The sequence below is a fragment of the Rathayibacter sp. AY1D1 genome (assembly GCF_002932635.1).
Classification (GTDB): domain Bacteria; phylum Actinomycetota; class Actinomycetes; order Actinomycetales; family Microbacteriaceae; genus Rathayibacter.
In genome coordinates this window covers 21,633-47,583 of sequence record NZ_PSVY01000010.1, presented here as the reverse complement: position 1 = coordinate 47,583, position 25,951 = coordinate 21,633, and the positions used below count along the sequence as shown (strand labels likewise).

Genomic DNA, 25,951 nt, shown 5'->3' with positions numbered 1-25,951 from the left:
TCCCGTCGGCAGGCATGTACGCTGACCGTGACAAGAGGGGGAGCGATGACGGGGTACTCCACCGGCGAGGCCGGTTCGCACGTGGCCGACGTCCTCGCGCTGTTCCGCGAGCAGGGCGAGGTCTCGCGCAACGCGGTGATGGAGCAGACGGGGCTCTCCCGCTCCACCGTCAACCAGCGCCTCGCGACCCTCGTGGAGCTCGGCCTGATCGCCCCCACCACCGGCGGCGAGTCGACCGGCGGGCGCCCCTCGAGCATGTTCGCGATGAACCTGGTCGGTACGGTGTTCCTCACCGCCGACATCGGGGCGAGCGGATTCGTCGCCGCCGCCTGCGACCTGCGCGGCACCCCCCTCCGGCACGAGAGCGGCGTCGTCGACGTCTGGGAGGGACCGGACGCCGTGCTCTCGCTGGTGATCGCCGCGTTCGAGCGGCTGCAGCAGGGCGACGCGGTCGCCGGCATCGGCGTCGGAGTCCCGGGGCCGGTCGAGTTCGCCGCCGGGCGCGTGCGCAACCCGCCGATCATGACCGGCTGGGACGACTTCGACATCGCCGGCTACTTCGCCGAGCCGTACGAGGGCGTGCAGGTCGTCATCGAGAACGACGCGAACGCCCGCGCCCTCGCCGAGTCGCGCCACCACGGCTCCGACAACCTGATCAGCCTGAAGCTCGGCACCGGCATCGGCTCGGGCCTCGTCTTCAACGGAGCGACGATCCGCGGAGCCGTCGGCGCGGCCGGCGACATCGGCCACACCCGCGCGGTCACGGGCACGGTCGACGCGGATCCGCTGCCCTGCCGCTGCGGCAACGCCGGCTGCGTGGAGGCGTATGCGAGCGGCTGGGCCCTCGTCCGCGACCTCTCGGCGGACGACCCCTCGATCAAGCACGTCGCCGACGTCACGGCCCGCGTGCTCCGCGGCGACATGCGCGCCACCCAGGCGGTGCGCCAGGCCGGCCGCGTCCTCGGCGAGGCGGTCGCCGACCTCGTCAACATCCTTAACCCGCGGACCATCGTGATCTCGGGCCAGCTCGGCGACTGCGGCGAGGTGCTGATGTCGGGCCTGCGCGAGCGCGTCTACCTGCGCACCCACCCGCTCGCCACGCGGCACCTGACCATCCACACGTCGGACCTGGGCGAGCTGGCCGGCGTGATCGGCCTCGCCCTGACGACCGCCGACCAGGTCTTCAGCCGCGAGCGCTTCGACCGCGAGGCGAGCGCCGAGAGCCCCCGCGCGGCGGCCGCCGCGAGCTGAGCGGGAGCGGGTTCAGTGACGCAGGGTCGCGGTGATCCGGCAGAGCACCTGGACGTGGGACGGGGCCTCGGGGTTCACCTTCTCGGCGACCGCCTCGACCTCCCATCCGGACGCCATGAGCGCGGCGACCTCACCGCACAGCCAGTCCGGCACCCATCCGATCCGCTCGCCGGACACCGAGGCCACCTCGTAGGCCTCCGGGTTGCGGAGGTTCGAGGCGTCGGGCACGAGGACCAGCCCGTCGCCCTGCTCGAGAGGCAGCACCGGAAGCGGGAGCTCGGCCCGATGGCGGACTCCCGCCACGAAGAAACGACTGATGAGGGTCTGCGCGGTGCGGAGAGGCTTCTCCACGACATGGAAGGTGTCGGTCGCTCGCGCCGCGCCGGTCCGGACCATGATCTCGACGGGGAGGTCGGGGGACGCCGCCTCGAGACCGAGCCACCCCAGGTACTCCTCGTACGAGCCGCGCTCGGACGACATCACCCTGTTGGCGAAGAACGGCGGAAGGGACGAGCTCCGGTACTGCGCGTCCACACGGGGGAACTCCGCGAGCGGGAAGAAGTCCTCGTCGGCGACAGCCGCCGGCTCGTACCGGAAGAGGAAGCCGTCGACCCCGACGGACAGCACCGCCGCGCGGAGGAACCGGCGAGTACGAGGGTTCTGCCAGACGAGCAGCAGCTCGCGGACACCAGGGGTCGGACGCGGCGCCGGTCGATCGACGAGGAGAGTCATCGAGGATCCTCCTCCGTGTCGCTGCCAGCAGTCCTTCCGTGAAACAGCGCACGTCTCCGACATCAGGGTCGGAGGAACCGCCGCGAGGACCTCGCGGACCGCAGAGGGATCGACCGCTCGGAGCCGAGCAGGCCAGAACGCCTGCGCCTCCGGAGAGGCCGCCGCGAGGGCCTCCGCTGCGAGGTCGACCAGCAGCGGTCTTCCGGCGAAATGGTGACTCCTTCCTCTCCGCACCCACCGGTCGAAGAGAGCCTCATCGGCGAGGCAGGCGGCGCGCTTCTCCTCGGTCTCCTGGAACCCGAGGGCATTGCCGTGATCGAACGAGGGCGAGAGGGTCCGATGACCGCGTCCGGCGATGACGGCCCAGTTCTCGTCGTGTCGATCCCGTCCCGCGACCCAGGCATCGAACAGCAGGTAGCCCGCCCACACGTCGAAACCGCTCAGTCCGGCGACGGCGTCGAAGCCTGCAGGAGCGTCGACGCCGTCGAGAGCACGTCTCACCGCATCGACGGTGTAGCGGTCGTTGGGCCGCCTCCGAGCGTGGTCGTAGTGGCGATCGGAGTGGCGCAGCAGGCTGTTCCCGATCTCGAGGCTCTGGATCTGCTCGCGCTCGATGACGTTCCTCGACATGATTCCGCGCCGACCGCCCACCGTCGCAGGTCGGACCTCCGCGCACGGGACGTCGAGCATCCGCGCGAGATGGAACGACACCCACTCCGCCCAGTCCTCACCGCGGGTCTCGTCTCCTCGCTGGCGGGCGAACTTGAAGAGCCACAGATCGCCGTCGGCGACGAGCCAGAACTTCTCCTTCGTCCCCATCGGCTCGTCCGACCACCCCTCGTCGAAGGCGCGCTCGATGGTCGTCGACTCCCACTTCGGCTGCATCCGGTCACGGTAGCCCGCGTGCTGCCAACCGCGGCGGTCCTGTCGCGTCTCGCGGCCGCGACCCCCTCCGCCCCGCGCACTGTTACGCCCGGCGACGAAGGGTTACGCCGGGCGACGCGGGCCGGGACGGGCGGGCCCGCGGTGCTCCATCATCGTGTCCGGGACGACGCGGAGAGGCCGCGGCCGCCCGACCCGTCCGAAGGAACGCGATGATCCGGCTCGAGCAGCTCAGCAAGTCGTACGGTCCGGCGACCGTGCTCGACCGCCTCGACTTCTCGGTCGCGACCGGCGAGATCTTCGCCGTCGTCGGCCCGAGCGGTGCGGGCAAGAGCACGCTCGCCGCCTGCGTGAACCTCCTCGAGCGGCCCACCTCGGGCACGGTCGTCGTCAACGGGGAGGCGCTCTCGCAGCTCTCGGAGGAGCGGCTGCGCGTCGCCCGCCGCCGCATCGGCACCGTCTTCCAGTCCGACGGACTCTTCAGCCGCCGCACGGCCGAGCAGAACGTGGCCCTGCCGTTGGAGTACCTCGGCGTCACCGCCGCCGAGACGAAGCACCGCGTCGCGGAGCTGCTCGAGCGCGTCGGCCTCTCGGACCGCGCCCGCTACTACCCGCACCAGCTCTCCGGCGGTCAGCGCCAGCGCGTCGGCATCGCCCGCGCGCTCGCCCTCCGCCCCTCGGTGCTGCTCTCGGACGAGGCCACCTCGGGCCTCGACCCCGCCTCGACCACCGCGATCACCACGCTCCTGAAGGAGCTGCGCGACGACCTGGGCCTCTCGATCCTCTTCATCACCCACGAGATGGAGACGGTGCGCCAGGTGGCCGACTCCGTCGCCCGCCTCGACCACGGCCGCATCGTGGAGTCGGGCCGTCTCGTCGACCTGCTGCGCGACCCCGCGTCCCCGCTCGGCCTCGCCCTCAACCCGGTGCGCCCCGCCGTCGCGCCCGGCCCGGGCCTGGGCGAATGGGTGGTGGGCTACTCCCGCTCCGGAGTGCCGACCGACTGGGTCACCCGGCTCGCGGGGGCGGTCGGCCCGGTCGCGCTGCTCGGCGCGGCGATCGAGACGGTGGACGGGCAGGCGGTCGGCCACGCGACGATCGGGCTCGGCCCGGTCGACGAGGCGCGGCTCACCCGTGCGGCGGCCGAGCTCGGCCTGTCGGTCCGGCCCGCCGGCGTGCGCGTCCTCGCCGAGGAGGTGGCGGCGTGATCCTCCACCTCGACAACAAGGTCCCGCTCGAGCAGATCCCCGCGCTGGTGCTGCCGGCGCTCGGCGAGACGCTGATCATGGTCGGCATCGTCATGGCGATCGTGGTGCTGGTCGGCGTGCCGCTGGGCGCTCTCGTGCACAACCTCGCTCCGGGCGGCCTGGCTGAGAACCGGGCCGCCCACCAGGTGCTCAGCGCCGTCATCAGCGTCGGCCGCTCGCTGCCGTTCCTCATCCTGATGGCGTCGATCATGCCGTTCACGCGCCTGATCACCGGCACCAACATCGGGATCGCGGCGGCCGTCGTGCCGATGTCGATCGCGGGGATCGCCTTCTTCACCCGCATCGTCGAGAACGCGCTGCGCAGCGTGCCGCTCTCGCTCACCCGCGTCGCCCGCGCCTCCGGAGCGTCGCGGCTGCAGGTGGTGCGGACCGCCCAGCTGAGCGAGGCGGTTCCGCAGATCATCGGCGGCCTGACGATCAACACGATCGCGATGATCGAGTATTCGGCGATCGCCGGCACGATCGGCGCCGGCGGCATCGGCTACGTCGCGGTGACCTACGGCTACCAGCGCTTCGACACCACCGTCATGCTCGCCACCATCGTGATCCTGGTCGCCACCGTCGCGACCGTGCAGCTCACCGGCGACGCCCTCGTCCGCGCGACCACGCCCGGCGCCTCCCGCTCGCGGCGAGCGCCGCGGGTCGCGGCCGCCGTCTAGAACCACCACTCCTCCTCCTGCGCCCTCGGGCGCCCCTCCCGCGCGCCCGCGCACCCCCTCTTCGAAAGGCACCGCCATGTCCACTCCCGACGACCTCGGATTCGATCTCAAGAAGAAGCGCCGCTGGCCCTGGATCGCCGGAGCGGCCGTCGTCGTGGTCGGCGTCGCCTCCGCGATCGCCGTCCCGCTCCTCTCCCCCGCCGTCTCGGCCAACGAGCAGGAGGGAGCGACGCTCTACGTCGCGACCGCCGAGGGCAACGCCTCCGAGCAGGCCCTGGTCGACTTCGTCGCGAAGGAGGTGGCGCCGCGCTACGGCATCACCGTCGCCTTCAAGGGGCTCTCGGACAGCAACACCATCAACCGCGCGGTGAGCGAGGGCGAGGTCGCGGCCACGGTCTACCAGCACAAGCTCTGGCTGGGACAGGTGCTCGAGGCCAACCCCGACTTCGAGGAGGAGGCGGCCACCCCCGTCTTCCGCTGGGGCTTCGGGCTCTGGAGCGACAAGTACTCCGACGTCTCCCAGATCCCCGACGGCGGCACGGTCTCGCTCTACTCCGACCCCGCCAACGAGGCACAGGGCCTCTGGCTGCTGCAGAACGCCGGCCTGATCACGCTGAAGCCGGGCACGGAGCCGGGCACCGCGACCCAGGACGACATCGCCGAGAACCCGAAGAACCTGCAGTTCACGCTGCTCGACTTCGCCGCCCAGTCGCGCGCGCTGCCGGACCTCGACGCGGCCGTCGGCTACACCGAGTACTACCTCGCCGCCGGCATCCCGATCGAGCAGCAGATCTTCGCCCCGCAGGCCCCCGACGACTTCGCCGGGCAGCTCACCATCGGCTCGAAGTACCGCGACACCGAGAACGTGAGGAAGCTCGTCCAGGCCTTCCAGGATCCGGCCGTGCAGGAGTTCCTCGCCACGGACGAGACGGTGAAGGGGATCCTGCTGCCGATCGACGGCTGAGCAGGGCCGGAGCGACGGGGTCGCCTGAGGAGTCGCGCGCGGCTTCTCGGGCGACTCGGCGTCTGCGGACGTAGCGTGGGCTCATGAACACGTTCACTCTCCACAACGGTGTCGAGATCCCCGCCCTCGGACTCGGCGTCTTCCAGACTCCGCCCGACGAGACCCGCGCCGCCGTCGCCGCCGCGCTCGACGCGGGGTACCGGCACATCGACACGGCGGCGGCCTACGGCAACGAGCGCGAGGTGGGCGAGGCGATCGCCGGCCGCGACGACGTCTTCCTCGAGACGAAGGTGTGGATCAGCGACTACGGCTACGACGAGACGCTGCACGCCTTCGACAAGAGCGCGGGCAAGCTCGGCGTCGAGCGGATCGACCTGCTGATCCTGCACCAGGCCCTGCCCGAGGCCTTCGACCGCACCCTCGACGCCTACCGGGCGCTCGAGCGGCTGCTCGCCGACGGGAGGGTGCGGGCGATCGGCGTGAGCAACTTCATGGTCGAGCACCTCACCCGCCTGCTCGCCGAGACCGACGTCGTCCCCGCGGTGAACCAGCTCGAGGTGCACCCGTACTTCCAGCAGCGGCGGGTCGAGCGCTTCGGCTGCGAGAACGACATCCTCACCCAGGCCTGGTCGCCGATCGGCGGCATCACCGCCTACCGCGACTCCCCGCGCCGCAGCTTCGACGACCCGGTGCTCCTCGAGCTCGGCGCCAAGTACGGGAAGACGGCCGCGCAGGTGATGCTGCGCTGGCACCTGCAGGAGGGCCGCCAGGTCATCCCCAAGTCGACCCGCCCCGAGCGCATCGCCGAGAACATCGACGTGTTCGACTTCGCGCTCTCCGGCTCGGAGCTCGCCCGGATCGACGCCCTCGAGGCCGGCGTGCGCGGCGGACCGGAGCCCGAGGCCGTGACGCTGGAGGCGTACGGCCGCGACATCCCCGAGGCGTGAGGAAGGCGCCCGCGACGGGAACACCGGAGCCGTCGCGGGCGTTGCCCTCACCATGAGCGTTCCCCTCTCCATCCTCGACCTCGCCCCCATCGCCCCCGGTGAGACCGCTCGCGACAGCTTCGCCGCCTCCGTCGCCCTGGCCCAGGAGGCCGAGCGGAACGGCTACCGCCGCGTCTGGTACGCCGAGCACCACAACATGGCGAGCATCGCCTCCAGCGCGACCTCTGTGCTCATCGCGCACGTCGCCTCGCAGACCTCCACGATCCGCCTCGGCTCCGGCGGCGTCATGCTGCCGAACCACTCCCCGCTCACCATCGCCGAGCAGTTCGGCACCCTCGAGACGCTGCACCCGGGACGGATCGACCTCGGACTCGGCCGCGCCCCCGGCAGCGACCAGGCGACCTTCCGCGCGCTCCGCCGCGACCCCGACTCCTCCGAGCGCTTCCCGCAGGACGTGCTGGAGCTGCAGGCGTTCCTCGCCGGCGAGTCCCGCATCCCCGGAGTGAGCGCGACGCCCGGTGCCGGCACCCGCGTCCCCCTCTACATCCTCGGCTCCTCGCTCTTCGGCGCGCAGCTGGCCGCCGCGCTGGGCCTGCCGTACGCGTTCGCCTCGCACTTCGCTCCGGACGCGCTGCACCAGGCCGTCGCGGAGTACCGCCGCGGCTTCCGCCCCTCCGAGCAGCTCGACGCGCCCTACGTGATCGCCGGGATGAACGCCATCGCCTCCGACACCGAGGAGGACGCACAGGAGCAGTTCGCGCAGATGAAGCGCGCCCGCCTGATGATGCTGCTGCGCCAGAGCGGGCAGATCCCCGTCGGCCAGACCTTCGACGATGAGGAGCTCGACGCCCTGCTCAGCGCCCCGATCGGCGCCCACGTCGCGAGCATGACCACCTACACCGGTGTCGGCACCGGCGACCAGGTGGCTGACTACGCCGCCGACTTCGCCCGCTCCGCCGACGCCGACGAGGTCATCGTCGCCCACGCGTCGCTGCAGACGGAGGCGCGCCTGCGCTCGGTCGCTCTGCTCGCGCAGTCGAACGCGCGCGTCGCCGTCTGAGCCCGTCCGCAACCGAGGTCGAGCGGCCCGGCACCGGCCTGATGGCCACTGTCGGACGCTCCGGGCCTCGGTTGCGAACGGCCGGCCCTGGGCAGAGTGGGGGTCGGGCGGCGCACATCAGCGGACGCGAGCAGAAGTGAGCCTCTAACGGGGGCCACCTCTCGGGGCACGACCCCGGGAGGAGCGCGTCCGCGGTGCCAGGCTGAGCCCTGTGTCGACGATGACGGGCAAGCGGCGTGAGCCCGGGGACGGCCCTGCACGGTCGGCTGCCCTGCTGCTGCGGGTCTGCGCGGGCGACCGGACCGCCTTCCGGCAGCTCTACTCGCTCACCGCGGGCCGGGTCGTCTCCGTCGCGGACGCCGTGCTCGACGACCGCGCCGCCGCCGAGGAGGTCGCGCAGGAGGTCTACCTCGAGCTCTGGCGCACCGCGCGCTCGCTCGACCCGGGCCGTCCCGTGCTCGCCTTCCTGGCCCAGGTCGCGCACCGCCGTGCCGTGGATCGCGCCCGGGCGGACCGGTCGGCGCGGCGCCGGGAGCTGCAGTACACGGTCCTCGACCGGCCGCGCGATCACGAGTGGGAGCGCTCGGACGTCCGGCTGGCCCTGGCGCCCGCGGCCGGCGCGATCCGGCAGCTCGCCGCCATCCACCACGACGTCCTCTACCTCGCCTACGTCCGCGGGTACAGCCACTCCGAGATCGCGGAGGAGCTGTCGATCCCGCTCGGCACCGTCAAGACCCGGCTGCGCGACACCCTCATCCGCCTGCACACCCACCTGCAGTCCGCCGGCCCGGCGGACCCGGACGGCGGACCGGGACGGCGCATCCGGCGCTGACCGATGGCGCGGACGCCTCTGCGCCACCGGGGTCGCACGCTTCAGGACCGTGTCCGGCCCGCTCAGCCCGCCTGCGTCGCGCCCGAGACCGCGAGCCCGACGATCACCGTCAGCACCGTCGTCCACAGCGCGATCGCGACGCCCTGCCAGAGCAGGATCCGCCCTCGGCCGACTCCGGCGCCCGCCAGCATCACCGCGGTGAAGTGCGTCGGGAGCAGCAGCGGCCCCAGCAGGCTCACGCCCGGGACGCCGTAGCGGGTGAAGGCCCGCTGGAACTTCTCGCGCCGCGGAGTCGTCCGCTTCGCCTCCGAGCGGCCCGTGATCGCCGAGCGGACGCCGGTGCCCAGCAGCACGAGCAGCGCCACGCAGACGAAGTTGCCGATCGCCCCCGCAAGCCCGGCGACGACCGGGTGGATGCCGCCGATGATCCCGATGCTCGCCGCTCCCTCGCCCTCGATGAAGGGGACGGCCCCGGCCGCGGCGACGACGAGGGGCTGCACGAGCTCGGGAACGCGGCCGATCAGGTCCTGGAATCCGAGGATCGCGTCGCTGATGATCGTCATGGTCGTGCCTTCCGGTACGTGGCCCCGGCTCTCGGGACTCCTCCATCCGACCGTGTCCGCGCCCGCTGCGGCAGTGCCGCCGGGTCACCGCGTCCCGGGAGGATCGACGGCCCGAGGGGTGACAAGTGTCATGGTCGTAGCCTGGGCCGCATGGTGAACTCGACCGAGCCGGATCCGCCCGTGCGCGCGGGCCGCGGCGTCGCCGTGACCTGGTGGTACACGCTCGCGTCGGCCGCCTCCTTCGTGGTGATCGTCCTGGCCGTCTGGTCCGTGGCGGTGCTGAGCGCCGAGGCCGAGGAGTGGCGGAAGGGCGCCTACTTCCTGGGCGCGGCCGCCTGGGTCGCGGTGTTCTCGCCGACCGCGCTCGCGTACCGGCGCGCCGACCGCGAGGGCCCGGTGCGCCTCCGGGCTGCGCCGACCCTGGTCTTCTGCCTCGGAGTGGCGGCCGCGGCGCTCACCGGCACGGCCGCCGGGAGCCTCGCGCTCGGACTCTCGCTCGCCGCGACCCTGGTCGCCGTGCTGCCCTGGCAGAGCGGGGTGCGGCTCCGGGTGATGGTGCTCTGCACGATCGTCCTCGCGGTCGCGGCGGTGCTCGAGCAGACGCGAGCGGCGCCGGACGCGTCGGCCGCGCTCTCGACCCTCCTGCTGTTCGCGACGCTGCTGCCCCTGACGGTCGTCAGCGCGCTGTGGTGGTGGGACATCGTCCGCGAGCTCGACCGGGCGCGTGCCGCCGAGGGCCGGCTCGCCGCCGCCCAGGAGCGCCTGCTGCTCGCCGGCGACGTGCACGACCTCCAGGGCCACCACCTCCAGGTCATCGCGCTGCAGCTCGAGCTCGCCGAGCGCCTTCTCGGCAGCGACCCGGAGGCCGCTCTCGAGCAGCTGCGCGCCGCCCAGCGCTCGGTCGACGGCGCCCGCACCGGCACCCGCGAGCTGGCGACGCGCTTCCGCAGCGTCCCGCTCGTCGACGAGCTGGCCAACGCCGCCGACCTGCTCCGCTCGGCCGGGCTCCGCGTCGAGCTCGAGGTCGACCCGGCGGCGGCTCACGCGCCTGCCGAGACGCTCGGGCCGGTGGTCCGCGAGACGACGACGAACATCCTCAAGCACGGCGGCGGCTCCAGCGCGCGGCTGCGGCTCGCGCGGGAGCGGGACGAGTGGCGGTTCGAGGCGGTGAACGACCTGGCACCGGACGCGGAGGAGGCGGACGGGACCGGCTCGGGCGTCCTCGGCATGGCGGAGCGGGTCGAGCGGGCAGGGGGGACGCTGCGCGCCGGGGCGGTCCGCCGCTCCTTCGAGCTGGACGCGCGCCTGCCGGTGGGGAGCGACTCGTGATCCGGGTGCTGATCGCCGACGACGAGGACATGATCCGCACGGCGCTGGCCGCGCTCCTCCGCCTCGAGGAGGACCTCGAGATCGTGGGCGAGTGCCGCGACGGCGAGCAGGCGGTCGCAGAGGCGCTGCGCCTGCAGCCCGACGTGTGCCTGTTCGACGTCGAGATGCCCGGGCTCGACGGGATCGAGGCGGCGGAGCGGCTGCGCCGGGTCTCGGCGACGCGGGTCGTGGTCGTCACCCGGCACGCGCGGCCGGGGGTCCTGCGGCGAGCGCTCGGAGCGGGCGTCAGCGGCTTCCTGCCGAAGTCGCGCCGGGTCGAGGACGTCGCCGAGGTGATCCGCCAGGTCGCGAGCGGACGCCGCTACGTCGATCCGGAGATCGCCGCCGACGCCCTGGCGAGCACGCGCAGCCCGCTGACCGACCGCGAGCTCGACGTGCTCAGCGCCGGCTCCCGCGGCGAGACGATCGGCGAGATCGGCGCGGCGCTGCACCTCTCCTCCGGCACCGTCCGCAACCACGTCTCGTCGATCCTGCGCAAGCTCGACGTCGACACCCGCCAGCGCGCGGTGATCGAGGCCCGCGAGCGCGGCTGGATCTGAGCGCAGGCGCCGCGACGGCAGCCACTATGCAGGAGTCGTCGCACTCGCGCTCGAGTGCGACGACTTCTGCGTTCTCGCGAGCGGTGCCCGTCAGGCCGTCGGCGTCCAGATCCGCATCGTCGACGGTCCGCGGTTCGCCCAGCGGTGGTACGGCCGGAACTCCGCCTCGAAGCGGCGCCCCTCCTCCACCGGCACGGAGCCGTAGGGCCAGCCGGGAGCCGCCTCCCGCGCCACCAAAGACACGCGCGCTCCCTCCGCCGTCACGACGGGCGGCACCGAGGCGTCGACCGCGATGTGCTCGGTGTCCAGGCCCTCGGGCAGGTCGAGCGATTCGATCGCGAGCACGAACGGCCCGCGCTCGAGGGCGACCTGGCCGCGCACCGCGTCGATCCGGGGGTGCGGGGCGACGAAGCGGGCCGTCATCGGCAGCGAGAGCCGCACGGTGTCGCCGGCGGAGAACGCCCGGCGGACGGTGACGGTCGGCGTCGAGACCGACTCGCCGTCGAGCAGCGCCGAGCCCCGCGCGAACGGCGGCACCCGCAGCGTCAGCGCGAACTCCGCGTCCTCGAGGATCCGCACGACGATCTCGCCGTCGGCCGGGTACTCCGTCTCGACGCCCAGCGCGACGCCTCCGGTGCGCACCTCGTACGCGCCGTACTGGTGGAGCTGCACCCCGTCGTCGGTGGCGGTCGCGAAGCCGAGCTCGACGCTCGCGAGGGTGCGGGCGGTGTTGGTCGGGCAGCACGAGACCCAGAACCAGGGCGCGCGGAGGCTGGACTGCGCGCGGTCGGTCTCGCGCGACTCGTCCGGCGCCACTCCGTCGACGCGCTGCTGCAGCGTGTTCGTGTAGAAGAAGGCGCGGCCGTCGTCGCGGGTGGCGGGGAGCACCGCGTTCAGCAGCGTCCGCTCCATCAGGTCCGCGTAGCGGTGCTCGTTCGAGCCGAGCAGGAGCCGCCAGCTGAGCATCGTGGAGCCGATCGCCGCGCAGGTCTCGGCATAGGCGCGATCCGGCGGCAGCTCGTAGTCGGCGCCGAACGCCTCGTCCTGGTGGTGCGAGCCCATCCCGCCCGTGACGTAGGTGCGCCGCTCGACGGTCGCCTCCCACTGGCGGCGGACCGCCTCCTCCAGCTCGGCGTCGCCGGTCTCGACCGCGACATCGAGAGCCCCGGAGGCGAGGTAGAGGGCCCGCACCGCGTGGCCGCGCAGCACCTCCGCGTCGCGCACGGGCACGTCGTCTTGGAAGTACTCGGCGCCGAACGCGATCGGCTTCAGCGTCCCCGTCCCGCGCCGCTCCACGAACAGGCGGGCCAGCTCGAGGTAGCGCTCCTCCCCCGTCGCCCGCGCCAGCTCGGCGAGCGCCGGCTCGATCTCGGGGTGGCCGCACACGGCGACCCTCCCCTCGGGCCCGAACTCGCGGTGCACGTGGTCGGCGAGGCGCCGGGCGACCTGCGGCAGGAGGTCGTCGTGCCCGGTGCGGAGCCGCGCCACGGCGGCCTGGATCAGGTGCCCGAAGCTGTACAGCTCGTGGCCCCACTCCAGGTCGGAGTAGCGCGCACGCTGGCCGGGCCGGCCGAAGCTCGTGTGCAGGTAGCCGTCCGGGTCCTGGGCGGAGGCGACCCGCGCGACGAGGTCGTCGTACCGCTCCTGCAGCCCGGCGTCGTCGCTCCGGCCGAGCTCCCAGGCCATGGCCTCGAGGAGCTTGTAGACCTCGGAGTCCACGAACTCGATGCCCGCGTGCGCGTCGCCGCCCTCGGCGGAGGAGATCGAGCCGTCGGCCGCGCGGTCGAAGTTGCCGGCCCAGCCGACGCGCTCGATCCACGAGCGGCAGTGCTCGATGACGGCGGAGGAGTTGAGGTCCTGGTAGTGCTTCCAGAAGCCGCCGGTGAGGCGGATCTCGTCCTGGCGCAGCGGCCGGAGCACGCTCCGCGAGGGGGCGACCGGGCCGCCGAGGGCGGTGGCGGTGGGGGCGGTGAGGGTCACGGTGTCTCCTTGGAGGGACGGGTCAGTCCTTGACGGCGCCGGCGGTGACTCCCGCCGAGACGTACCGCTGGGCGACGACGAGGAGGACGGCGGCCGGGAGCGAGGCGACCACGGCGGTCGCCATGATCGAGTTCCACTCCTGGTTGTTGTTGCCGATGTACTTGTAGATGCCGAGGGTGATCGGCTGGAGCTTCCCGCCGCTGTCGAGCGTCGAGGCGAAGATGAAGTCCGACCAGGCCCAGAGGAACGCGAACAGCGAGACGGTGACGACGGAGTTGCGGCTGATCGGCATGATCACCGAGGTGAAGGTGCGCCAGGCGCTCGCTCCGTCCATCCGCGCCGCCTGGGTCAGCTCGTCGGGGATCCCCGACATGAAGGCCGTGAAGATCAGCACGCCGAACGGCACCGCGATGGTGGAGTCGGCCACGATCAGGCCCGGAATCGAGTTGAGCAGTCCCAGGTTGAGGTAGATGGCGTAGAAGCCCATCGCCATGATGATCGCCGGGATCATCTGCGCGATCAGCAGCACGAACGAGAGCGCCTGCCCGCCGCGGGGCCGCAGCTTCGCCAGCGAGTAGGCGGCGGGAGCGGCGATCGCCACGGTCAGCAGCACCGTGCCGAGGCCGACGACGAGGCTGGTGCCCAGGTAGGGCAGCTGCTCGCTCAGCACCGCCTGGTAGCCGGTGAACGTGGGCGAGAACGGGAACCAGTCCGGCGGATCCTTCCGCATCGAGCCGGTCGGAGTGAGGGAGACGTTGATCATCCAGTAGACGGGGAACAGCATGACCGCCGTGAGGGCGATCCCGACCACCGTCAGGTACCAGGGGCGTCGGGCGGTCACGAGTCGGCCTGCTTCCGCTGGACCCGGATGTACACGAGACCGAAGACGAGGGCCAGGATGATCAGCAGGTTGCCGACGGCCGCGGCCGGTCCGAAATCGGGCAGCATCGAGCCGAAGCCGAGCTGGTACGTCCAGGTGGCGAGCGTGGTCGAGGAGTCGGCGGGGCCGCCCTTCGTCATGATCCAGATGATGTCGAACACCTTCAGCGTGTAGACGAGGCCGAGCAGGATCGTGATCGCCGACACCGGCCGCAGCAGCGGCAGCGTGATCCGCCAGAACTGCTGGGCGCCGGTCGCGCCGTCGAGCGAGGCCGCCTCGTAGAGGTCCTGCGAGATGTTCTGCAGGCCGGAGTAGAGGATCACCAGGTTGAACGGGATGCCGATCCAGATGTTCGCGATCAGGACCGCGATCAGCGAGGTGGTCGGCGAGGTGAGCCAGTTGATCTGGCCGATCCCGAACGACTCCAGGAACGCGTTCACGATGCCGGAGTCGCTGTTGAGCATCCACGACCAGGTCGAGGCCGAGACGATCAGCGGCAGGAGCCACGGCACCAGGAACAGCGCCCGGAGCGTGCTCGCGAGCGGGAAGCGGCGGTAGAAGAACACGGCGAGCGCCAGCCCCAGCGTGAACTGGAAGAGGAGCGAGACGCCGGTGAAGACCGCCGTGTGCAGCAGCGCCGGGCCGAAGGTCGCGTCCTGGAACACCTGGACGTAGTTGTCGAACCAGACGAAGGGCGCGTTCCCCTGCACGAACGAGCGGACCGTGTAGTCCTTCAGGCTCAGCTCGAGGTTGCGGTAGAGCGGGAACGCGTAGAAGACGAGCAGGTAGGCGACGAGCGGGGCGAGGAACGCCCACGCGACCAGACGGCCGCCTTCGGGTCGCCAGCGGCGCCGACGGCTCTCGGCGGCCGGGGCGGGCGGGGCCGGCGGCTCGGTGCCGCGCCGCAGAAGGCGGGCGGTCTCGGTGGCAGTGGTCATGGTCTCTCCCGTCCCCCCGGCCGGTGCGCGGAGCACCGGCCGGAGGGACCTCGTTCGGGGAGCGGGAGCCCCCGGTCGTCCTACTTCGTGGCGGATTCGGCGGCCGACTGGGCGGCCTTCAGGGCGTCCTCGGGAGACTGCGAGCCGCTGAGCACGGTCTGCACCGCGCCCCACAGCTGCTCCGAGATCTTCGGGTACTTCGTGCCGAGGTCGTCCGAGGTGCGGCCCTTCGCGGCCTGCACGGCGGTGACCCACGGCTCGAGGTCGGCGTTGCCGGCGACCTGCTCCTGCTGCGCCTCGGCCGTCGGCGCGATGTACGAGAGCGTGTTGTCGGTCGTGACCAGGCTCTCCGTCGAGGTCAGGCACTCGGCGATCTGCTTCGAGGTCTCGTAGCGCGCCGTGTCCGACTGCACCGGGAGGGTGAGGAACTCGCCTCCGGTCGGTGCGGGGGCCGCTCCGCCGTCCTTCGACGGGATGGTCAGGACGCCGTAGTCGATGCCCGAGGCCTTCGCGTTGGCCAGCTGCCAGGTGCCGTTCTCGCCGAAGGCGTACTCGCCGGTCTCGAACTCCTGCCAGCTCGTGGTCTGCGTGTTGCCGATCACAGAGTTGGGCGCGTAGCCCTTCTCGAGCCAGTCGCTCCAGAGCGAGACGGCGTCGACCGCGGCGGGCGAGTCGAGGTCGGTCAGCTCGGCGCCGGAGCCCCAGAACCACGGCAGGAACTGGAAGGTCCCCTCCTCCGTGCCGATGCCGGAGAACGTGATGCCCTTGCCGCCGGAGGCGGTGACCTTCTCGAGCGCGTCGGTCAGCCCGGCCCAGTCGGTGATGGAGGCGGCGTCCACGCCGGCCTTCTCGAGCACGGCCTTGTTGTAGTACAGCGCGAGCGTGTTGGCGCCGATCGGCACGCCGAAGGTGTCGCTGCCGGTCTGGCCGGCCGCGAGGATGTTCGCGTCGATCCCCTCGGTGGAGAGCCCGGACTCGGCGGTCGTGGTCAGGATGCCCGACTCCGCGAGCGTCGAGACAACGGGGTTGTCGACGAGCAGGAGGTCGGGCGAGTTGCCCTGCTGACCGGCGAGCAGCGCCTTGTTGGTCAGGTCGGTGGTGTCGTAGCCGGTGCGCTCGACGGTGACGCCGGCCTCGGTCCCGCAGGAGTCGATGAGCTTCGCCCAGTCGGACGACTCGTCGAACTGGGGGTACGGGTCCCAGAACGTGTAGCTGCCTCCCGCGGCGGAGCCGGAGTCTCCCCCGGAGCCGCTCGCGCAGCCGGTCAGTGCGGCGGCGGCCGTCCCCAGCAGGACGGCGGCGGCGAGGCCCCGAGCGTGCTTCCTCGTCTTCACGGATGATCCCTTCGTCGTTGACGGATTCCTCGGCAGTCGTCCCGATCGTCTGCGCCGGGCCGAAACTACTTTCTGTCGGGTAAACCTAGGCAGGGGCGGTCAGCGCGTCAAGAGATGCGACCTTTTCGGTCTTTTCGGTTTTTCGCCGGAGTCGTGCGAGGATCGACGCGGCGGCCCGCCGGGCCCGGAACGGAGGCGCGGTGCCACCACGCAAGCCCACCGGCACCATCACGCTCACCGACGTGGCGGCCGCCGCCGGCGTCTCGATCGCCACAGCCTCCAAGGCGCTCAACGGCCGCGACCAGGTGCGCGCCGAGACCCGCCAGCGCGTGCTGGACGCCGCCGAGGCCCTCTCCTTCACCCCGAACCCGTTCGCGCAGGCCCTCAACTCCCGGCGCACGGGCACTATCGGGATGCTCACGAACGACCTCGACAACCGTTTCGTGCTCCCCGTGCTGCTCGGCGCCGAGGACGCGTTCGGCGCCGGATCGACGTCGGTGCTCCTCTGCGACGCCCGCGGCGACTCGATCCGCGAGCAGCACCACATCAAGAACCTGCTCGCCAAGCGCGTCGACGGGATCGTGGTGCTCGGCCGGACGACGAACCCGCGCCCTTCGATCACCCGCACCATCCCGGTGCCGGTCGTCTACGCCTATGCGCCCTCGGAGGATCCGCGCGACTCCTCCTTCACGCCCGACAACGTGCAGGCCGGCGTCCTCGCCGCCCGCCACCTGATCGAGCGCGGACGGACGAGGATCGCCCTCGTCAACGGCGAGCCGAGCTACACCGCCGCGCACGACCGCGCCCGGGGCGTCGAGCAGGCGCTGACGGAGGCGGGGCTCCCGCTGGTCGGCGGCGGCGTCCTCTTCGGGCAGTGGTCCGAGAGCTGGGGCCGCCAGTGCGCAGAGACGCTGCTGCGCGCGCATCCGGACCTCGACGCGATCATCTGCGCGAGCGACCAGATCGCCCGCGGCACCCTCGACCACCTGCGCGAGACCGGCCGGCGGGTGCCGCAGGACGTGGCCGTCGTCGGCTTCGACAACTGGGACCTCCTCGTCGAGGCCGCCCGCCCGCCGCTCTCGAGCATCGACATGATGCTCGACACGCTCGGCCGCGCCGCCGCGGAGGAGCTCTCGAACGCGATCCACGGACGTCCGACCGCGGGCGTGCAGGCCATGCCCGTCCGCTTCGTGCCGCGGGAGTCCTCCGGCTGACGCCCCCGCCCTCCGCGAGAACGCGGAGGACACCGCCTGCTCAGCGGTGTCCCGACGCTCGGAGCGGCGTCTCGACGCACGAGCGGGCCAGCGCGCATCGGCGAGGACACCGGAGGGACGGGCGGAGCGCGATCGTGGGCGCAGACGTGCGCCGGACCCCTCGGGAGTCCGGCGCACGGCCTGGCGGTGATCAGCTGCCGGTGATCAGCCGGGATCAGCTCCCGGTGCGTTCACCGCGGCATCGGAGGGTGAGGAGCATCAGACCGCCGCCGAGCAGGGCGAGCAGGCCCAGCACTCCGGCGGTCGCCGTCGCTGCGGCGTCCACTCCGGTCGAGGCGAGAGCCGGACCGCGGGGACCGTTCGACCCGGACACGGGAACGACCGCGGCGTAGGAGGGCGCCGGTCGCGGCGCTGTGGTCGCGGTCGGAGTGGGCGAGGCCGTGGGCGTCGCGGTCGGCGTGGGGGTGGGGGTCGCCGTCGGAGCCACGGTCGGGGTCGCCGTCGGCGTGGTCGTCGGCGTGACCGTCGGAGCCACGGTGGGCGCGATCGTCGGAGTCACCGTCGGAGTGACGGTGGGCGCGATCGTCGGAGTCACCGTCGGAGTCACCGTCGGCACGACGGTGGGAGTCACCGTCGGAGTCACCGTCGGCACGACGATGGGAGTCACCGTCGGGGTGACGGTGGGAGTCACGGTCGGCGTGACAGTGGGTGTGACCGTCGGCGTCACGGTCGGCGTGACGGTGGGGGTCACGGTCGGCGTGACGGTGGGGGTCACCGTCGGGGTCACGGTCGGAGTGATGGTCGGCGTCACGGTCGGCGTGACCGTGGGGGTCACGGTCGGCGTCACGGTCGGCGTGACCGTCGGGGTCACGGTCGGCGTGACCGTCGGCGTCACGGTCGGCGTCACGGTCGGCGTGACCGTCGGCGTCACGGTCGGCGTGATCGTCGGCGTCACGGTCGGCGTGATGGTCGGAGTCGCCGTCGGCGACGATCCGCCGTCGGTGGGCTCGCAGCCCGGCTCGGTGAAGTCGTTGGAATCGAGCGTGACCGCTCCCGTGCGGGCCAGTGCGCGGCCCTCGACGGAGACGCCCGTCGTCACCGTGATCGAGACCGAGGCGAGCACGGAGCCCACGAAGTCCGAGTCGGTGCCGAGAGTCGCGGAGCTGCCGATCTGCCAGTAGACGTTGCAGGCCTGCGCTCCGTTGATCAGGGCCACCGTGCTCGACGACGCCGTCGTCAGCGTCGACGCGGCGCGGATCACGAAGACCGCCTCGTTGACGCCCTCGGCGTCGAGCGTGAGCGTCCCCGTCACTCCGACCGGTCCGGCCGCGGTGTAGACCCCGGGCTTCAGCGTGCTGCCGCCGATCTCGGCGTCGATCTGCGCGGTCGTCGCCTGCGAGGCGAGCTGTCCGTAGTCGGTGCCCACGTCGGCCTGGGCCTGAGCCGCCTCCGCGTCTCCGCGGTGGATCACTCCGCCTGTCCGCCCGGGCGGGAACCCGGTGACGGCGGTCAGCGGGCTGACCCGACGTTCTGGTCGAGGACGCTCGACCCCGTGTTCGTCACGGTCGACGCGGCCAGGACCGAGTAGTCCTCCGCCGTGCCGAGGTCCGGAGCCGTGGCCGCCTGCGCCGAGACGCCGGCGAAGAGCGCGGCGCCGACGACGGCGAGGACGACACCCGTCCCGATCGCCCCTCTTCTGCGGTTCTGCCGATGACGGCGGAGCGAGGTGCGAGAGGACACGTGCGGCATGAGGCCAGCGATCTGCCCACGTCAGCGTGTGCTCAATAACCCGAGGTGGGAGGCTCGAACCGTAGGTCGCGCTCCTCGCCCGTCTCTACGCCGCGACCCTGACGGGGGCAGGATCCGCCGACGACGTCCCCCGACCCGGGACATCCTCGCCACCGGAGTCCTCGCGCCGGTGACGGCGGAACCGGCCGGCGGAGCGGATCAGCGGTGACGCCCGCGGCACCCGAACCGGTCGGAGTGCCGCGCGGCTGCCCGGGAGCCCTCAGCCGAGAGCCGCCACCCGCTCGATCACGCCCTCGCCCAGCCGGGCGACGTACCCCTCCGGATCCGGCCCGGCCGGGGCCAGCTGCACGTGGTCGATCCCCAGCGCCGCGTACTCCTCCATCGCGCGGACGAAGCCGTCGGGGTCGCCGATCGGATCGCCGCCCCCGGTGATGGTCTTCGTGATCGTCGCGTAGTCGCGCCCGAGGTCGTCGCAGTGCCGCTTCAGCACGTCGAGCTTGTGCGCCACGTCGTCCGCGCCGGTGCCGAACAGGTTGCAGGCGTCGCCGTACTGAGCGACCAGCCGCAGCGTCTTCCTCTCGCCTCCGCCGCCGATGAGGATGGGCGGGCCGGGCAGCTGGATCGGCGCCGGGTGGTTCAGCGTCTCGGCGAGCCGGTAGTGCGTCCCCTCGAACGGCCCGTCGTCGTCGCTCCACATCTGACGGCAGATCCGCAGCGTCTCCTCCAGCCGCTCGAACCGCTCCTTCAGCGGCGGGTACGGCACGCCGAGCCCGAGGTGCTCGCGCTCGTACCAGGCGGCGCCGATGCCGAGCATCGCGCGCCCGCCGGAGAGCACGTCGAGGGTGGTGACGATCTTCGCGAGCAGTCCCGGATGGCGGTACGTCACGCCGGTGACGAGGAGCCCCAGCCGCATCCGCTCCGTCCGGCCGGCGACGAAGCCGAGCGAGGTGTAGCCCTCGAGCATCGGATCCTCGCTCGTCGCGAAGTGCTCCATCTGGAAGTAGTGGTCCATCAGCGTGAACCAGGCGCAGCCGACGTCCTCGGCCGTCCGCGCGGTCGCTCCGAGGATCGGCGCGATCTGCGCACTCCCCCCGGGCAGAGTGAAGTTCATGAAGTGAATGCCGAGCTGCACGCGCGTCTCCTGTCGTCCCGGGATGTCCAGGAGCCAGTGTGCGCCGAGCCACCGCTCAACACGCCGACGCGCCCGCCTCTGAGCGGCGTCTCATCCGTTCCGCGGCGTCTCGGCCGATCGCACCCGCCGAGGGGCGGTCGCCCTCACTCGCAGACGCGGAAGCGGTTCCGGTCGAACCCGACGACGTCGCCGACGGCGAGCTGGCGGCCGCGGCGCAGATCGACCTCGCCGTTCACGGTCACCATCCCCTCGGCGACCGCCTCCTTGGCCTCGCCGCCCGAGAGGATCCCCGCGAACTTGAGGAACTGGCCCAGGCGGATCGACCCGCCGCCCAGCGGGACGTCGACGGGCTCGGGAACGGCAGCGGCGCCTGTCACGTCAGACCGCCGGGATGTCGGCGAAGCGCGAGAAGTGGCCGTGGAAGCCCACAGTGACCGTGCGGGTCGGGCCGTTGCGGTGCTTGGCGACGATGAGGTCGGCCTCGCCCGCGCGCGGGTTGTCCTTCTCGTAGGCGCTCTCGCGATGCAGGAGGATCACCATGTCGGCGTCCTGCTCGATCGAGCCGGACTCGCGGAGGTCCGAGATGGCGGGGAGCTTGTCGGCGCGCTGCTCGGGGCCTCGGTTCAGCTGCGAGAGCGCGATGACCGGCACCTGCAGCTCCTTCGCGAGGAGCTTGAGGGCACGGGAGAACTCCGAGACCTCCTGCTGGCGGCTCTCGACCTTCTTGCCGGAGGTCATCAGCTGCAGGTAGTCGATGACGACCATCTTGAGCCCGACCCGCTGCTTGAGCCGGCGGCACTTCGCCCGGATCTCGACGAGGGTCATGTTGGGCGAGTCGTCGATGTAGAGCGGCGCGTCGTTGATCCGGCCGCGGGTGGAGGCGATGGTCGTCCAGTCGCGCTGGTCGACCGTGCCCTTGCGCATGTGCTGCAGCGGCACGGACGCCTCGGCCGAGAGGAGGCGCATCGCGATCTCGCTGCGCCCCATCTCGAGGGAGAAGAAGATCGTGGCCATGTTGTGCTTGATCGCGGCGGCGCGGGCGAAGTCGAGCGCCAGCGTCGACTTTCCGAGCGCGGGGCGCGCGGCGACGATGATCATCTGCCCGGCGTGGAAGCCGTTGGTCAGGTCGTCGAGGTCGGCGAAGCCGGTGGGGACGCCGGTGAAGCTGCCGTCCTTGTGAGCGGCCGCCTCGATCTCGTCGATCGCGACGGTCACCGCGTCGGTCAGCGGGACGTAGTCCTCCGCCGTCTCGGAGCCGGTGACGTTGTAGATCTCGGCCTGCGCCGTGTTGACCAGGTCGAGCACCTCGCCCTCGCCCTGGTAGCCCATCTGCGCGATGCGGGTGCCCGCCTCGACGAGGCGGCGCAGCAGAGCGCGCTCGGCGACGATGGAGGCGTAGTACCCGGCGTTGGCCGCGGTGGGGACCATCGAGGTGAGCGTGTGCAGGTAGTCGGCGCCGCCGGCCCGCTGCAGCTCGCCCTGCTTCGTGAGCTCGTCGGTGACCGCGATGACGTCGGTCGGCTCGCCGTGCGAGTAGAGGGCGAGGATCGCGTCGAAGACGATCTCGTGCTTGGGGATGTAGAAGTCGGTGCCCTTGACGCTCTCGACGACATCGGCGACCGCGTCCTTCGAGAGCAGCATGCCGCCCAGCGCCGACTGCTCGGCGAGGAGGTCGTGCGGAGGGGTCCGCTCGTTCCCGCGCGACTCGCCGCGGTCACCGCGACCGTCCCGTCCGTCCGAGCCGGGTACCGCCAGGTGCGCGATCGTCATGCCTTCGCCTCCTCCTGTCGGGTGCTGCGCGTCCGGTCGAGCCGGTGCCGGGATCCGGTCTACCAGCGACCTCCGACAGCGGCGCACGGGCGCCTGCCCGCACCCCTCGCGGGGCGCTGCGCCACCCTACGGACCGCCGCCCGCGGCACGCAAACCGCCCTGTGGAGAGAGCTGTGCAGAACCGAGGGGAAACGCCGGGCCCACTGTGGGCAACGTGTGGACAACCCTGTGGGATCAGCGGCCCTCAGCAAGTTTTTTCCGGCTCTTGACCAGGCATTTCCTGCTTTCCACAGGTGTGTGGGGAAAAGAGTCTCAAGATCACAGTGAAGGTTGGTCCCGCCGGAGGGTGTATGTGGATGGAGCTGTGGAGAACGGGAACGACGAAGGGCGGTGCGAGGGGACTCGGAAGTCCCGTCGCACCGCCCTCCGCGGCGTTCTCGCGGCCTTACTTGGCCGCGACCACCTGCAGCTTCACAGTGGCCTGGATGTCGTCGCGCAGACGCACCACGGCCTCGTGCTCGCCGACGTGCTTGATCGCGTTCGAGATGACGATCTTGCGCTTGTCGAGTTCGCCGAATCCGGCCGCCGCCACCGCGTTCGCGATGTCGGAGGTCTTCACCGAGCCGAACAGGCGGCCGTCCTTGCCGGCCTTGACCGTCAGCTTCACGCGGTTGGCCTCGAGGACCTGCTTGGTGTGCTGGGCCTCTTCGATGGTCTTGTGCTCACGAGCGGCTCGCGCCGACTTGATCTGCTCGACCTGCTTCTCGCCACCGCGGGTCCACGCGACGCCGAAGCCCTGCGGGATGAGGTAGTTGCGGGCGAACCCGTTCTTCACGTCGACGACGTCGCCGGCCGAGCCGAGTCCGTCGACCTCGTGGGTCAGGATGACCTTGGACATACCGTTACCTACCTTCCGCTGCCGGCGTAGGGCAGGAGCGCCATCTCGCGGGCGTTCTTGACGGCACGGGCGATGAGGCGCTGCTCCTGAACGGAGACGCCGGTGATACGACGGGCGCGGATCTTCCCGCGCTCCGAGATGAACTTGCGGAGGGTCGCGACGTCCTTGTAGTCGATGACACCCACGCGGACCGACTTCGCGGGGGCCGCGTTCTTCGCGCCCTTGCCGCGGATCGGCTTGCGGCGGTCGCCGCTGCTCTTTCCAGCCATAGTGGTTTCCTTAGATTCTGGTTCGCCCCTGCCCCGCCGCGAGCGATCGCGGTGCGGGGGAGGCGTGATTCAGGTGAGGAGAGCGTCCGAGCCGAGGCTCAGAACGGCGTCTCGTCGTTGTAGCTGCCCGGCGTGCTCCACACGTCGCCACCGGCGGGAGCGCTCGGCGCCCACGGCTCCTCGGCCTGACCGCCACGGTTGCCGCCGGCGTTGCCGGAGCCCCCCTGACCGCCGCCGCCGAAGCCGCCCTGGCCGCCGCCGATCTGACCGCCGTTGCCCTGGCCGCCACCGGCCTGGCCTCGTCCGCCTCCACCGGAGGCGCGCGTGACCTGCGCGGTCGCGTAGCGCAGCGAGGGCCCGATCTCGTCGATCTCGAGCTCGATGCTGGTGCGCTTCTCGCCTTCCTTCGTCTCGTAGGAGCGCTGCTTCAGGCGGCCGGTCGCGATGACGCGGCTGCCCTTGGTCAGCGTTCCTGCGACGTTCTCGGCGAACTCGCGCCAGACGGAGGCGCGGAGGAACAGCGCTTCGCCGTCCTTCCAGTCGTTCGCCTGACGGTCGAAGGTGCGCGGCGTGGAGGCGATGGTGAAGTTCGCGACCGCGAGCCCGCCCTGCGTGTAGCGCAGCTCGGGGTCGGCGGTGAGGTTCCCCACCACGGTGATGATCGTCTCGCCGGCCATGAGCGCTACGCCTTGGGAGCGGCCGAGGCCTTGGCAGCCTTGCGGGCGGCCTTCTCGTCGGCGAGCTTCGCGGCGGCCGCGACCTGGGCGATGCCCTCTTCGGCCCGCAGCACCTTGGTGCGCATGACGGCCTCGGACAGCTTCAGCTGACGGTCGAGCTCGTTCGCTGCGGCGGAGGTCGACGTGAAGTCGACGACGGCGTAGATGCCCTCGGACTTCTTGTTGATCTCGTACGCCAGACGACGGCGGCCCCAGACGTCGACCTTGTCGATGGATCCACCATCGGTGCGGATGACGTTGAGGAACTTGTCGAGACTCGGAGCGACGGTGCGCTCATCGATCTCGGGGTCCAGGATGACCATGATCTCGTACTGATGCGTCACTAACCCACCTCCTTCGGACTGAACGGCCACGGTATTTCCGTGACAGGAGGGTATGTAGCATCTGCCCACTCCCGCGGACGCGAGTGCGTCTGGTCGTGGACAACCTGTACAGACTACAACAGGAGCGCCGCGACGCGCCGGACGGATCCGTTCGAGGCGCACCACCCCGGGTGCAGGGCGAGGCGGGCACGGGGCCGGGCTCAGCGCCTCAGCGCGACGCCCACCACTCGCGGAGCCGCTGCGTCGCGACCTCCTCGCCGAGCGGACCCTCCTCGAGCCGCAGCTCCAGCAGGAACCGGTACGCCTGCCCGACCTCGGGGCCCGGGGCGAGGCCGAGGATCTCCATGATCCGCGTGCCGTCGAGGTCGGGGCGCTTGGAGGCGAGCTCCTCCTTCTCGGCGAGCTCCGCGATGCGCGCCTCGAGGTCGTCGTAGGCGTGCGCGAGCCGGTCGGCCTTGCGGCGGTTGCGCGTGGTCACGTCGGCGCGGGTGAGGATGTGCAGCCGCTCGAGCAGGGGCCCGGCGTCGGTCACGTAGCGGCGCACCGCGGAGTCGGTCCACGCGCCGTCCGTGTACCCGAAGAAGCGCAGGTGCAGCTCGATGAGGCGGGCCACGTCCTTCATCGTCTGGTTGTCGAACTTCAGTGCGCGCATCCGCTTGATCGCGAGCTTGGAGCCGACCAGGTCGTGGTGGTGGAAGCTCACCGCTCCGCCCGGCTCGAGCCGCCGCGTGGCCGGCTTCCCGATGTCGTGCAGGAGGGCGGCGAGCCGCAGCACGACGTCGGGCGCGGCTCCGGGGTGCCGCGACTCCTCCAGCGCGATCGCCTGCTCCAGCACGGTGAGGCTGTGGGTGTAGACGTCCTTGTGGTGGTGGTGCTCGTCCTGCTCCAGGCGCAGCGCGGGCAGCTCCGGGAGGAAGCGACCGGCCAGACCGGTGTCGACGAGCAGCTCCAGGCCGGCACGGGGCGAGGCGGTCGCGAGGAGCTTCCGCAGCTCCTCCTGCACGCGCTCCGCCGAGACGTCGTCGATCCGGCCGGCGAGCTCGGCCATCGCCCACTCGACCTCGTCGGTGGTGCGGAATCCGAGCTGCGAGGTGAAGCGCGCGCCGCGGAGCATCCGGAGCGGATCGTCGCCGAAGGAGAGGTCGGCGGGGGAGGGGGTGCGCAGCCGGCCGGCGAGCAGGTCCTCCACTCCTCCCGAGGGATCGACGAGGACGACCTCCGGGAGCCGCAGCGCCATCGCGTTGACCGTGAAGTCGCGCCGCACCAGGTCGCCCTCGAGCGAGTCGCCGAACTCGACCTCGGGCTTGCGGCTCACCCCGTCGTAGCTGTCGCTGCGGTAGGTCGTGATCTCGACCGTCTCGCCGGCCACGCGAGCGCCGATCGTGCCGAAGGCCCGGCCGATGTCCCAGTGCGCCTCGGCGATCGGAGCGACGATCCGCACGATGTCGTCGGGGCGTGCGGAGGTGGTGAAGTCGAGGTCGTGCACGCCGTGGCCGAGGAAGGCGTCGCGGACCGGGCCGCCGACCAGCGCGAGCTCGTGGCCCTGGGCTGCGAACGCCTCCGCCAGCCGCGTCACCGTGGGCGTCCCCGCGAGCGCGCGGAGGGTCTCGAGAGCGGTCTGGACGCTGTGCATTCGCACGA

Annotated in this window: 26 protein-coding genes; 10 read left to right on the top strand and 16 right to left on the bottom strand. The window is 71.8% G+C overall.

Annotation, left to right across the window (positions count from 1 at the left end; genetic code table 11):
* Positions 1-45 precede the first annotated feature (45 nt).
* Positions 46-1,251: an ROK family transcriptional regulator gene (locus C5C56_RS08975; RefSeq protein ID WP_104225808.1), complete on the top strand. Its 1,206-nt coding sequence runs from the start codon at positions 46-48 to the stop codon at positions 1,249-1,251.
* Positions 1,252-1,263: 12 nt separating this feature from the next.
* On the opposite strand, the gene C5C56_RS08970 is transcribed toward C5C56_RS08975, so the two are convergent.
* Positions 1,264-2,868: an HIRAN domain-containing protein gene (locus C5C56_RS08970; protein WP_104319424.1), complete on the bottom strand. Its 1,605-nt coding sequence runs from the start codon at positions 2,866-2,868 to the stop codon at positions 1,264-1,266.
* Positions 2,869-3,077: 209 nt separating this feature from the next.
* Between C5C56_RS08970 and C5C56_RS08965 the strand changes: the two genes are divergently transcribed.
* The 6 genes from C5C56_RS08965 (at position 3,078) to C5C56_RS08940 (ending at position 8,595) form a co-directional block, all read left to right on the top strand.
* Positions 3,078-4,073: a methionine ABC transporter ATP-binding protein gene (locus C5C56_RS08965; RefSeq protein ID WP_104319423.1), complete on the top strand. Its 996-nt coding sequence runs from the start codon at positions 3,078-3,080 to the stop codon at positions 4,071-4,073.
* Positions 4,070-4,792, top strand: a complete 723-nt coding sequence (locus C5C56_RS08960) for a methionine ABC transporter permease (protein WP_104222708.1) — start codon at positions 4,070-4,072, stop codon at positions 4,790-4,792. Before C5C56_RS08965 ends, C5C56_RS08960 begins: the two co-directional genes overlap by 4 nt.
* A 76-nt stretch (positions 4,793-4,868) precedes the next feature.
* A complete protein-coding gene (locus C5C56_RS08955; protein ID WP_104232971.1) occupies positions 4,869-5,756 on the top strand; it encodes a MetQ/NlpA family ABC transporter substrate-binding protein in 888 nt (295 codons plus the stop codon).
* 83 nt (positions 5,757-5,839) lie between these two features.
* Entirely contained in the window at positions 5,840-6,703 is an 864-nt protein-coding gene (locus C5C56_RS08950) for an aldo/keto reductase (RefSeq protein WP_104222706.1), read from the top strand.
* Between the two features lie 52 nt (positions 6,704-6,755).
* On the top strand, positions 6,756-7,763 hold the full coding sequence (locus C5C56_RS08945) for an LLM class flavin-dependent oxidoreductase (protein ID WP_104247036.1): 1,008 nt from the start codon (positions 6,756-6,758) through the stop codon (positions 7,761-7,763).
* A 220-nt stretch (positions 7,764-7,983) separates the two neighbouring features.
* Positions 7,984-8,595, top strand: coding sequence for a sigma-70 family RNA polymerase sigma factor (locus C5C56_RS08940; protein ID WP_258065638.1), 612 nt, complete (start codon positions 7,984-7,986; stop codon positions 8,593-8,595).
* Positions 8,596-8,657: 62 nt separating this feature from the next.
* On the opposite strand, the gene C5C56_RS08935 is transcribed toward C5C56_RS08940, so the two are convergent.
* Positions 8,658-9,158, bottom strand: a complete 501-nt coding sequence (locus C5C56_RS08935) for a small multidrug efflux protein (RefSeq protein WP_104225805.1) — start codon at positions 9,156-9,158, stop codon at positions 8,658-8,660.
* A gap of 150 nt (positions 9,159-9,308) precedes the next feature.
* Here C5C56_RS08935 and C5C56_RS08930 point away from each other — a divergent pair, with 150 nt between their 5' ends.
* Together C5C56_RS08930 and C5C56_RS08925 are read left to right on the top strand one after the other, a co-directional pair.
* On the top strand, positions 9,309-10,487 hold the full coding sequence (locus tag C5C56_RS08930; RefSeq protein WP_104319422.1) for a sensor histidine kinase: 1,179 nt from the start codon (positions 9,309-9,311) through the stop codon (positions 10,485-10,487).
* Positions 10,484-11,086, top strand: coding sequence for a response regulator transcription factor (locus tag C5C56_RS08925; RefSeq protein WP_104222701.1), 603 nt, complete (start codon positions 10,484-10,486; stop codon positions 11,084-11,086). Before C5C56_RS08930 ends, C5C56_RS08925 begins: the two co-directional genes overlap by 4 nt.
* 90 nt (positions 11,087-11,176) lie before the next feature.
* Here the strand turns inward: C5C56_RS08925 and C5C56_RS08920 are convergent, their stop codons facing one another.
* The 4 genes from C5C56_RS08920 to C5C56_RS08905 all read right to left on the bottom strand — a co-directional run bounded on the left by C5C56_RS08920 (position 11,177) and on the right by C5C56_RS08905 (position 16,218).
* Complete coding sequence (locus tag C5C56_RS08920; protein ID WP_104319421.1) at positions 11,177-13,066, bottom strand: glycoside hydrolase family 127 protein; 1,890 nt, start codon at positions 13,064-13,066, stop codon at positions 11,177-11,179.
* A 22-nt stretch (positions 13,067-13,088) separates the two neighbouring features.
* A complete protein-coding gene (locus tag C5C56_RS08915) occupies positions 13,089-13,907 on the bottom strand; it encodes a carbohydrate ABC transporter permease (RefSeq protein WP_104222699.1) in 819 nt (272 codons plus the stop codon).
* A complete protein-coding gene (locus tag C5C56_RS08910; RefSeq protein WP_104225802.1) occupies positions 13,904-14,884 on the bottom strand; it encodes a carbohydrate ABC transporter permease in 981 nt (326 codons plus the stop codon). The genes C5C56_RS08915 and C5C56_RS08910 overlap by 4 nt, the downstream gene beginning before the upstream one ends.
* 80 nt (positions 14,885-14,964) lie before the next feature.
* Positions 14,965-16,218 carry an extracellular solute-binding protein gene (locus tag C5C56_RS08905; RefSeq protein ID WP_104247031.1) on the bottom strand — a complete coding sequence of 418 codons (1,254 nt, stop codon included), beginning with the start codon at positions 16,216-16,218 and terminating at the stop codon, positions 14,965-14,967.
* Between the two features lie 200 nt (positions 16,219-16,418).
* On the opposite strand from C5C56_RS08905, the gene C5C56_RS08900 reads away from it, so the two are divergent.
* Positions 16,419-17,432, top strand: coding sequence for a LacI family DNA-binding transcriptional regulator (locus C5C56_RS08900; RefSeq protein WP_104237753.1), 1,014 nt, complete (start codon positions 16,419-16,421; stop codon positions 17,430-17,432).
* 214 nt (positions 17,433-17,646) lie between these two features.
* On the opposite strand, the gene C5C56_RS18295 is transcribed toward C5C56_RS08900, so the two are convergent.
* From C5C56_RS18295 to C5C56_RS08855, 10 genes are all read right to left on the bottom strand, one after another.
* Positions 17,647-18,903, bottom strand: coding sequence for an ice-binding family protein (locus tag C5C56_RS18295; RefSeq protein WP_258065637.1), 1,257 nt, complete (start codon positions 18,901-18,903; stop codon positions 17,647-17,649).
* A 38-nt stretch (positions 18,904-18,941) separates the two neighbouring features.
* Positions 18,942-19,172, bottom strand: coding sequence for a hypothetical protein (locus tag C5C56_RS18290; protein ID WP_258065636.1), 231 nt, complete (start codon positions 19,170-19,172; stop codon positions 18,942-18,944).
* A 268-nt stretch (positions 19,173-19,440) separates the two neighbouring features.
* Positions 19,441-20,313, bottom strand: coding sequence for an LLM class F420-dependent oxidoreductase (locus tag C5C56_RS08890; protein WP_258065635.1), 873 nt, complete (start codon positions 20,311-20,313; stop codon positions 19,441-19,443).
* A 143-nt stretch (positions 20,314-20,456) separates the two neighbouring features.
* On the bottom strand, positions 20,457-20,690 hold the full coding sequence (locus C5C56_RS08885; protein WP_104247028.1) for an RNA-binding S4 domain-containing protein: 234 nt from the start codon (positions 20,688-20,690) through the stop codon (positions 20,457-20,459).
* A 1-nt stretch (position 20,691) separates the two neighbouring features.
* A complete protein-coding gene (gene dnaB, locus C5C56_RS08880; RefSeq protein WP_104225797.1) occupies positions 20,692-22,083 on the bottom strand; it encodes a replicative DNA helicase in 1,392 nt (463 codons plus the stop codon).
* A 445-nt stretch (positions 22,084-22,528) separates the two neighbouring features.
* Positions 22,529-22,981 carry a 50S ribosomal protein L9 gene (gene rplI, locus C5C56_RS08875; RefSeq protein ID WP_104222692.1) on the bottom strand — a complete coding sequence of 151 codons (453 nt, stop codon included), beginning with the start codon at positions 22,979-22,981 and terminating at the stop codon, positions 22,529-22,531.
* 8 nt (positions 22,982-22,989) lie between these two features.
* On the bottom strand, positions 22,990-23,250 hold the full coding sequence (rpsR, locus tag C5C56_RS08870; protein WP_055784551.1) for a 30S ribosomal protein S18: 261 nt from the start codon (positions 23,248-23,250) through the stop codon (positions 22,990-22,992).
* 98 nt (positions 23,251-23,348) lie between these two features.
* Entirely contained in the window at positions 23,349-23,927 is a 579-nt protein-coding gene (locus C5C56_RS08865) for a single-stranded DNA-binding protein (protein WP_104222691.1), read from the bottom strand.
* A 5-nt stretch (positions 23,928-23,932) separates the two neighbouring features.
* On the bottom strand, positions 23,933-24,310 hold the full coding sequence (rpsF, locus tag C5C56_RS08860) for a 30S ribosomal protein S6 (protein ID WP_068207796.1): 378 nt from the start codon (positions 24,308-24,310) through the stop codon (positions 23,933-23,935).
* A 208-nt stretch (positions 24,311-24,518) separates the two neighbouring features.
* Positions 24,519-25,943 carry a CCA tRNA nucleotidyltransferase gene (locus C5C56_RS08855; protein WP_104273514.1) on the bottom strand — a complete coding sequence of 475 codons (1,425 nt, stop codon included), beginning with the start codon at positions 25,941-25,943 and terminating at the stop codon, positions 24,519-24,521.
* Positions 25,944-25,951: the final 8 nt, after the last annotated feature.

What these genes read in the sequence shown, in the direction of transcription:
- C5C56_RS08975 (WP_104225808.1), top strand. Translation starts at nt 46, where the DNA reads ATGACGGGGTACTCCACCGGCGAGGCCGGTTCGCACGTGGCCGACGTC.
- C5C56_RS08970 (WP_104319424.1), bottom strand. Translation starts at nt 2,868, where the DNA reads ATGCAGCCGAAGTGGGAGTCGACGACCATCGAGCGCGCCTTCGACGAG.
- C5C56_RS08965 (WP_104319423.1), top strand. Translation starts at nt 3,078, where the DNA reads ATGATCCGGCTCGAGCAGCTCAGCAAGTCGTACGGTCCGGCGACCGTG.
- C5C56_RS08955 (WP_104232971.1), top strand. Translation starts at nt 4,869, where the DNA reads ATGTCCACTCCCGACGACCTCGGATTCGATCTCAAGAAGAAGCGCCGC.
- C5C56_RS08950 (WP_104222706.1), top strand. Translation starts at nt 5,840, where the DNA reads ATGAACACGTTCACTCTCCACAACGGTGTCGAGATCCCCGCCCTCGGA.
- C5C56_RS08945 (WP_104247036.1), top strand. Translation starts at nt 6,756, where the DNA reads ATGAGCGTTCCCCTCTCCATCCTCGACCTCGCCCCCATCGCCCCCGGT.
- C5C56_RS08940 (WP_258065638.1), top strand. Translation starts at nt 7,984, where the DNA reads ATGACGGGCAAGCGGCGTGAGCCCGGGGACGGCCCTGCACGGTCGGCT.
- C5C56_RS08935 (WP_104225805.1), bottom strand. Translation starts at nt 9,158, where the DNA reads ATGACGATCATCAGCGACGCGATCCTCGGATTCCAGGACCTGATCGGC.
- C5C56_RS08930 (WP_104319422.1), top strand. Translation starts at nt 9,309, where the DNA reads ATGGTGAACTCGACCGAGCCGGATCCGCCCGTGCGCGCGGGCCGCGGC.
- C5C56_RS08910 (WP_104225802.1), bottom strand. Translation starts at nt 14,884, where the DNA reads ATGACCACTGCCACCGAGACCGCCCGCCTTCTGCGGCGCGGCACCGAG.
- dnaB (WP_104225797.1), bottom strand. Translation starts at nt 22,083, where the DNA reads ATGACGATCGCGCACCTGGCGGTACCCGGCTCGGACGGACGGGACGGT.
- rplI (WP_104222692.1), bottom strand. Translation starts at nt 22,981, where the DNA reads ATGTCCAAGGTCATCCTGACCCACGAGGTCGACGGACTCGGCTCGGCC.
- rpsR (WP_055784551.1), bottom strand. Translation starts at nt 23,250, where the DNA reads ATGGCTGGAAAGAGCAGCGGCGACCGCCGCAAGCCGATCCGCGGCAAG.
- C5C56_RS08865 (WP_104222691.1), bottom strand. Translation starts at nt 23,927, where the DNA reads ATGGCCGGCGAGACGATCATCACCGTGGTGGGGAACCTCACCGCCGAC.
- C5C56_RS08855 (WP_104273514.1), bottom strand. Translation starts at nt 25,943, where the DNA reads ATGCACAGCGTCCAGACCGCTCTCGAGACCCTCCGCGCGCTCGCGGGG.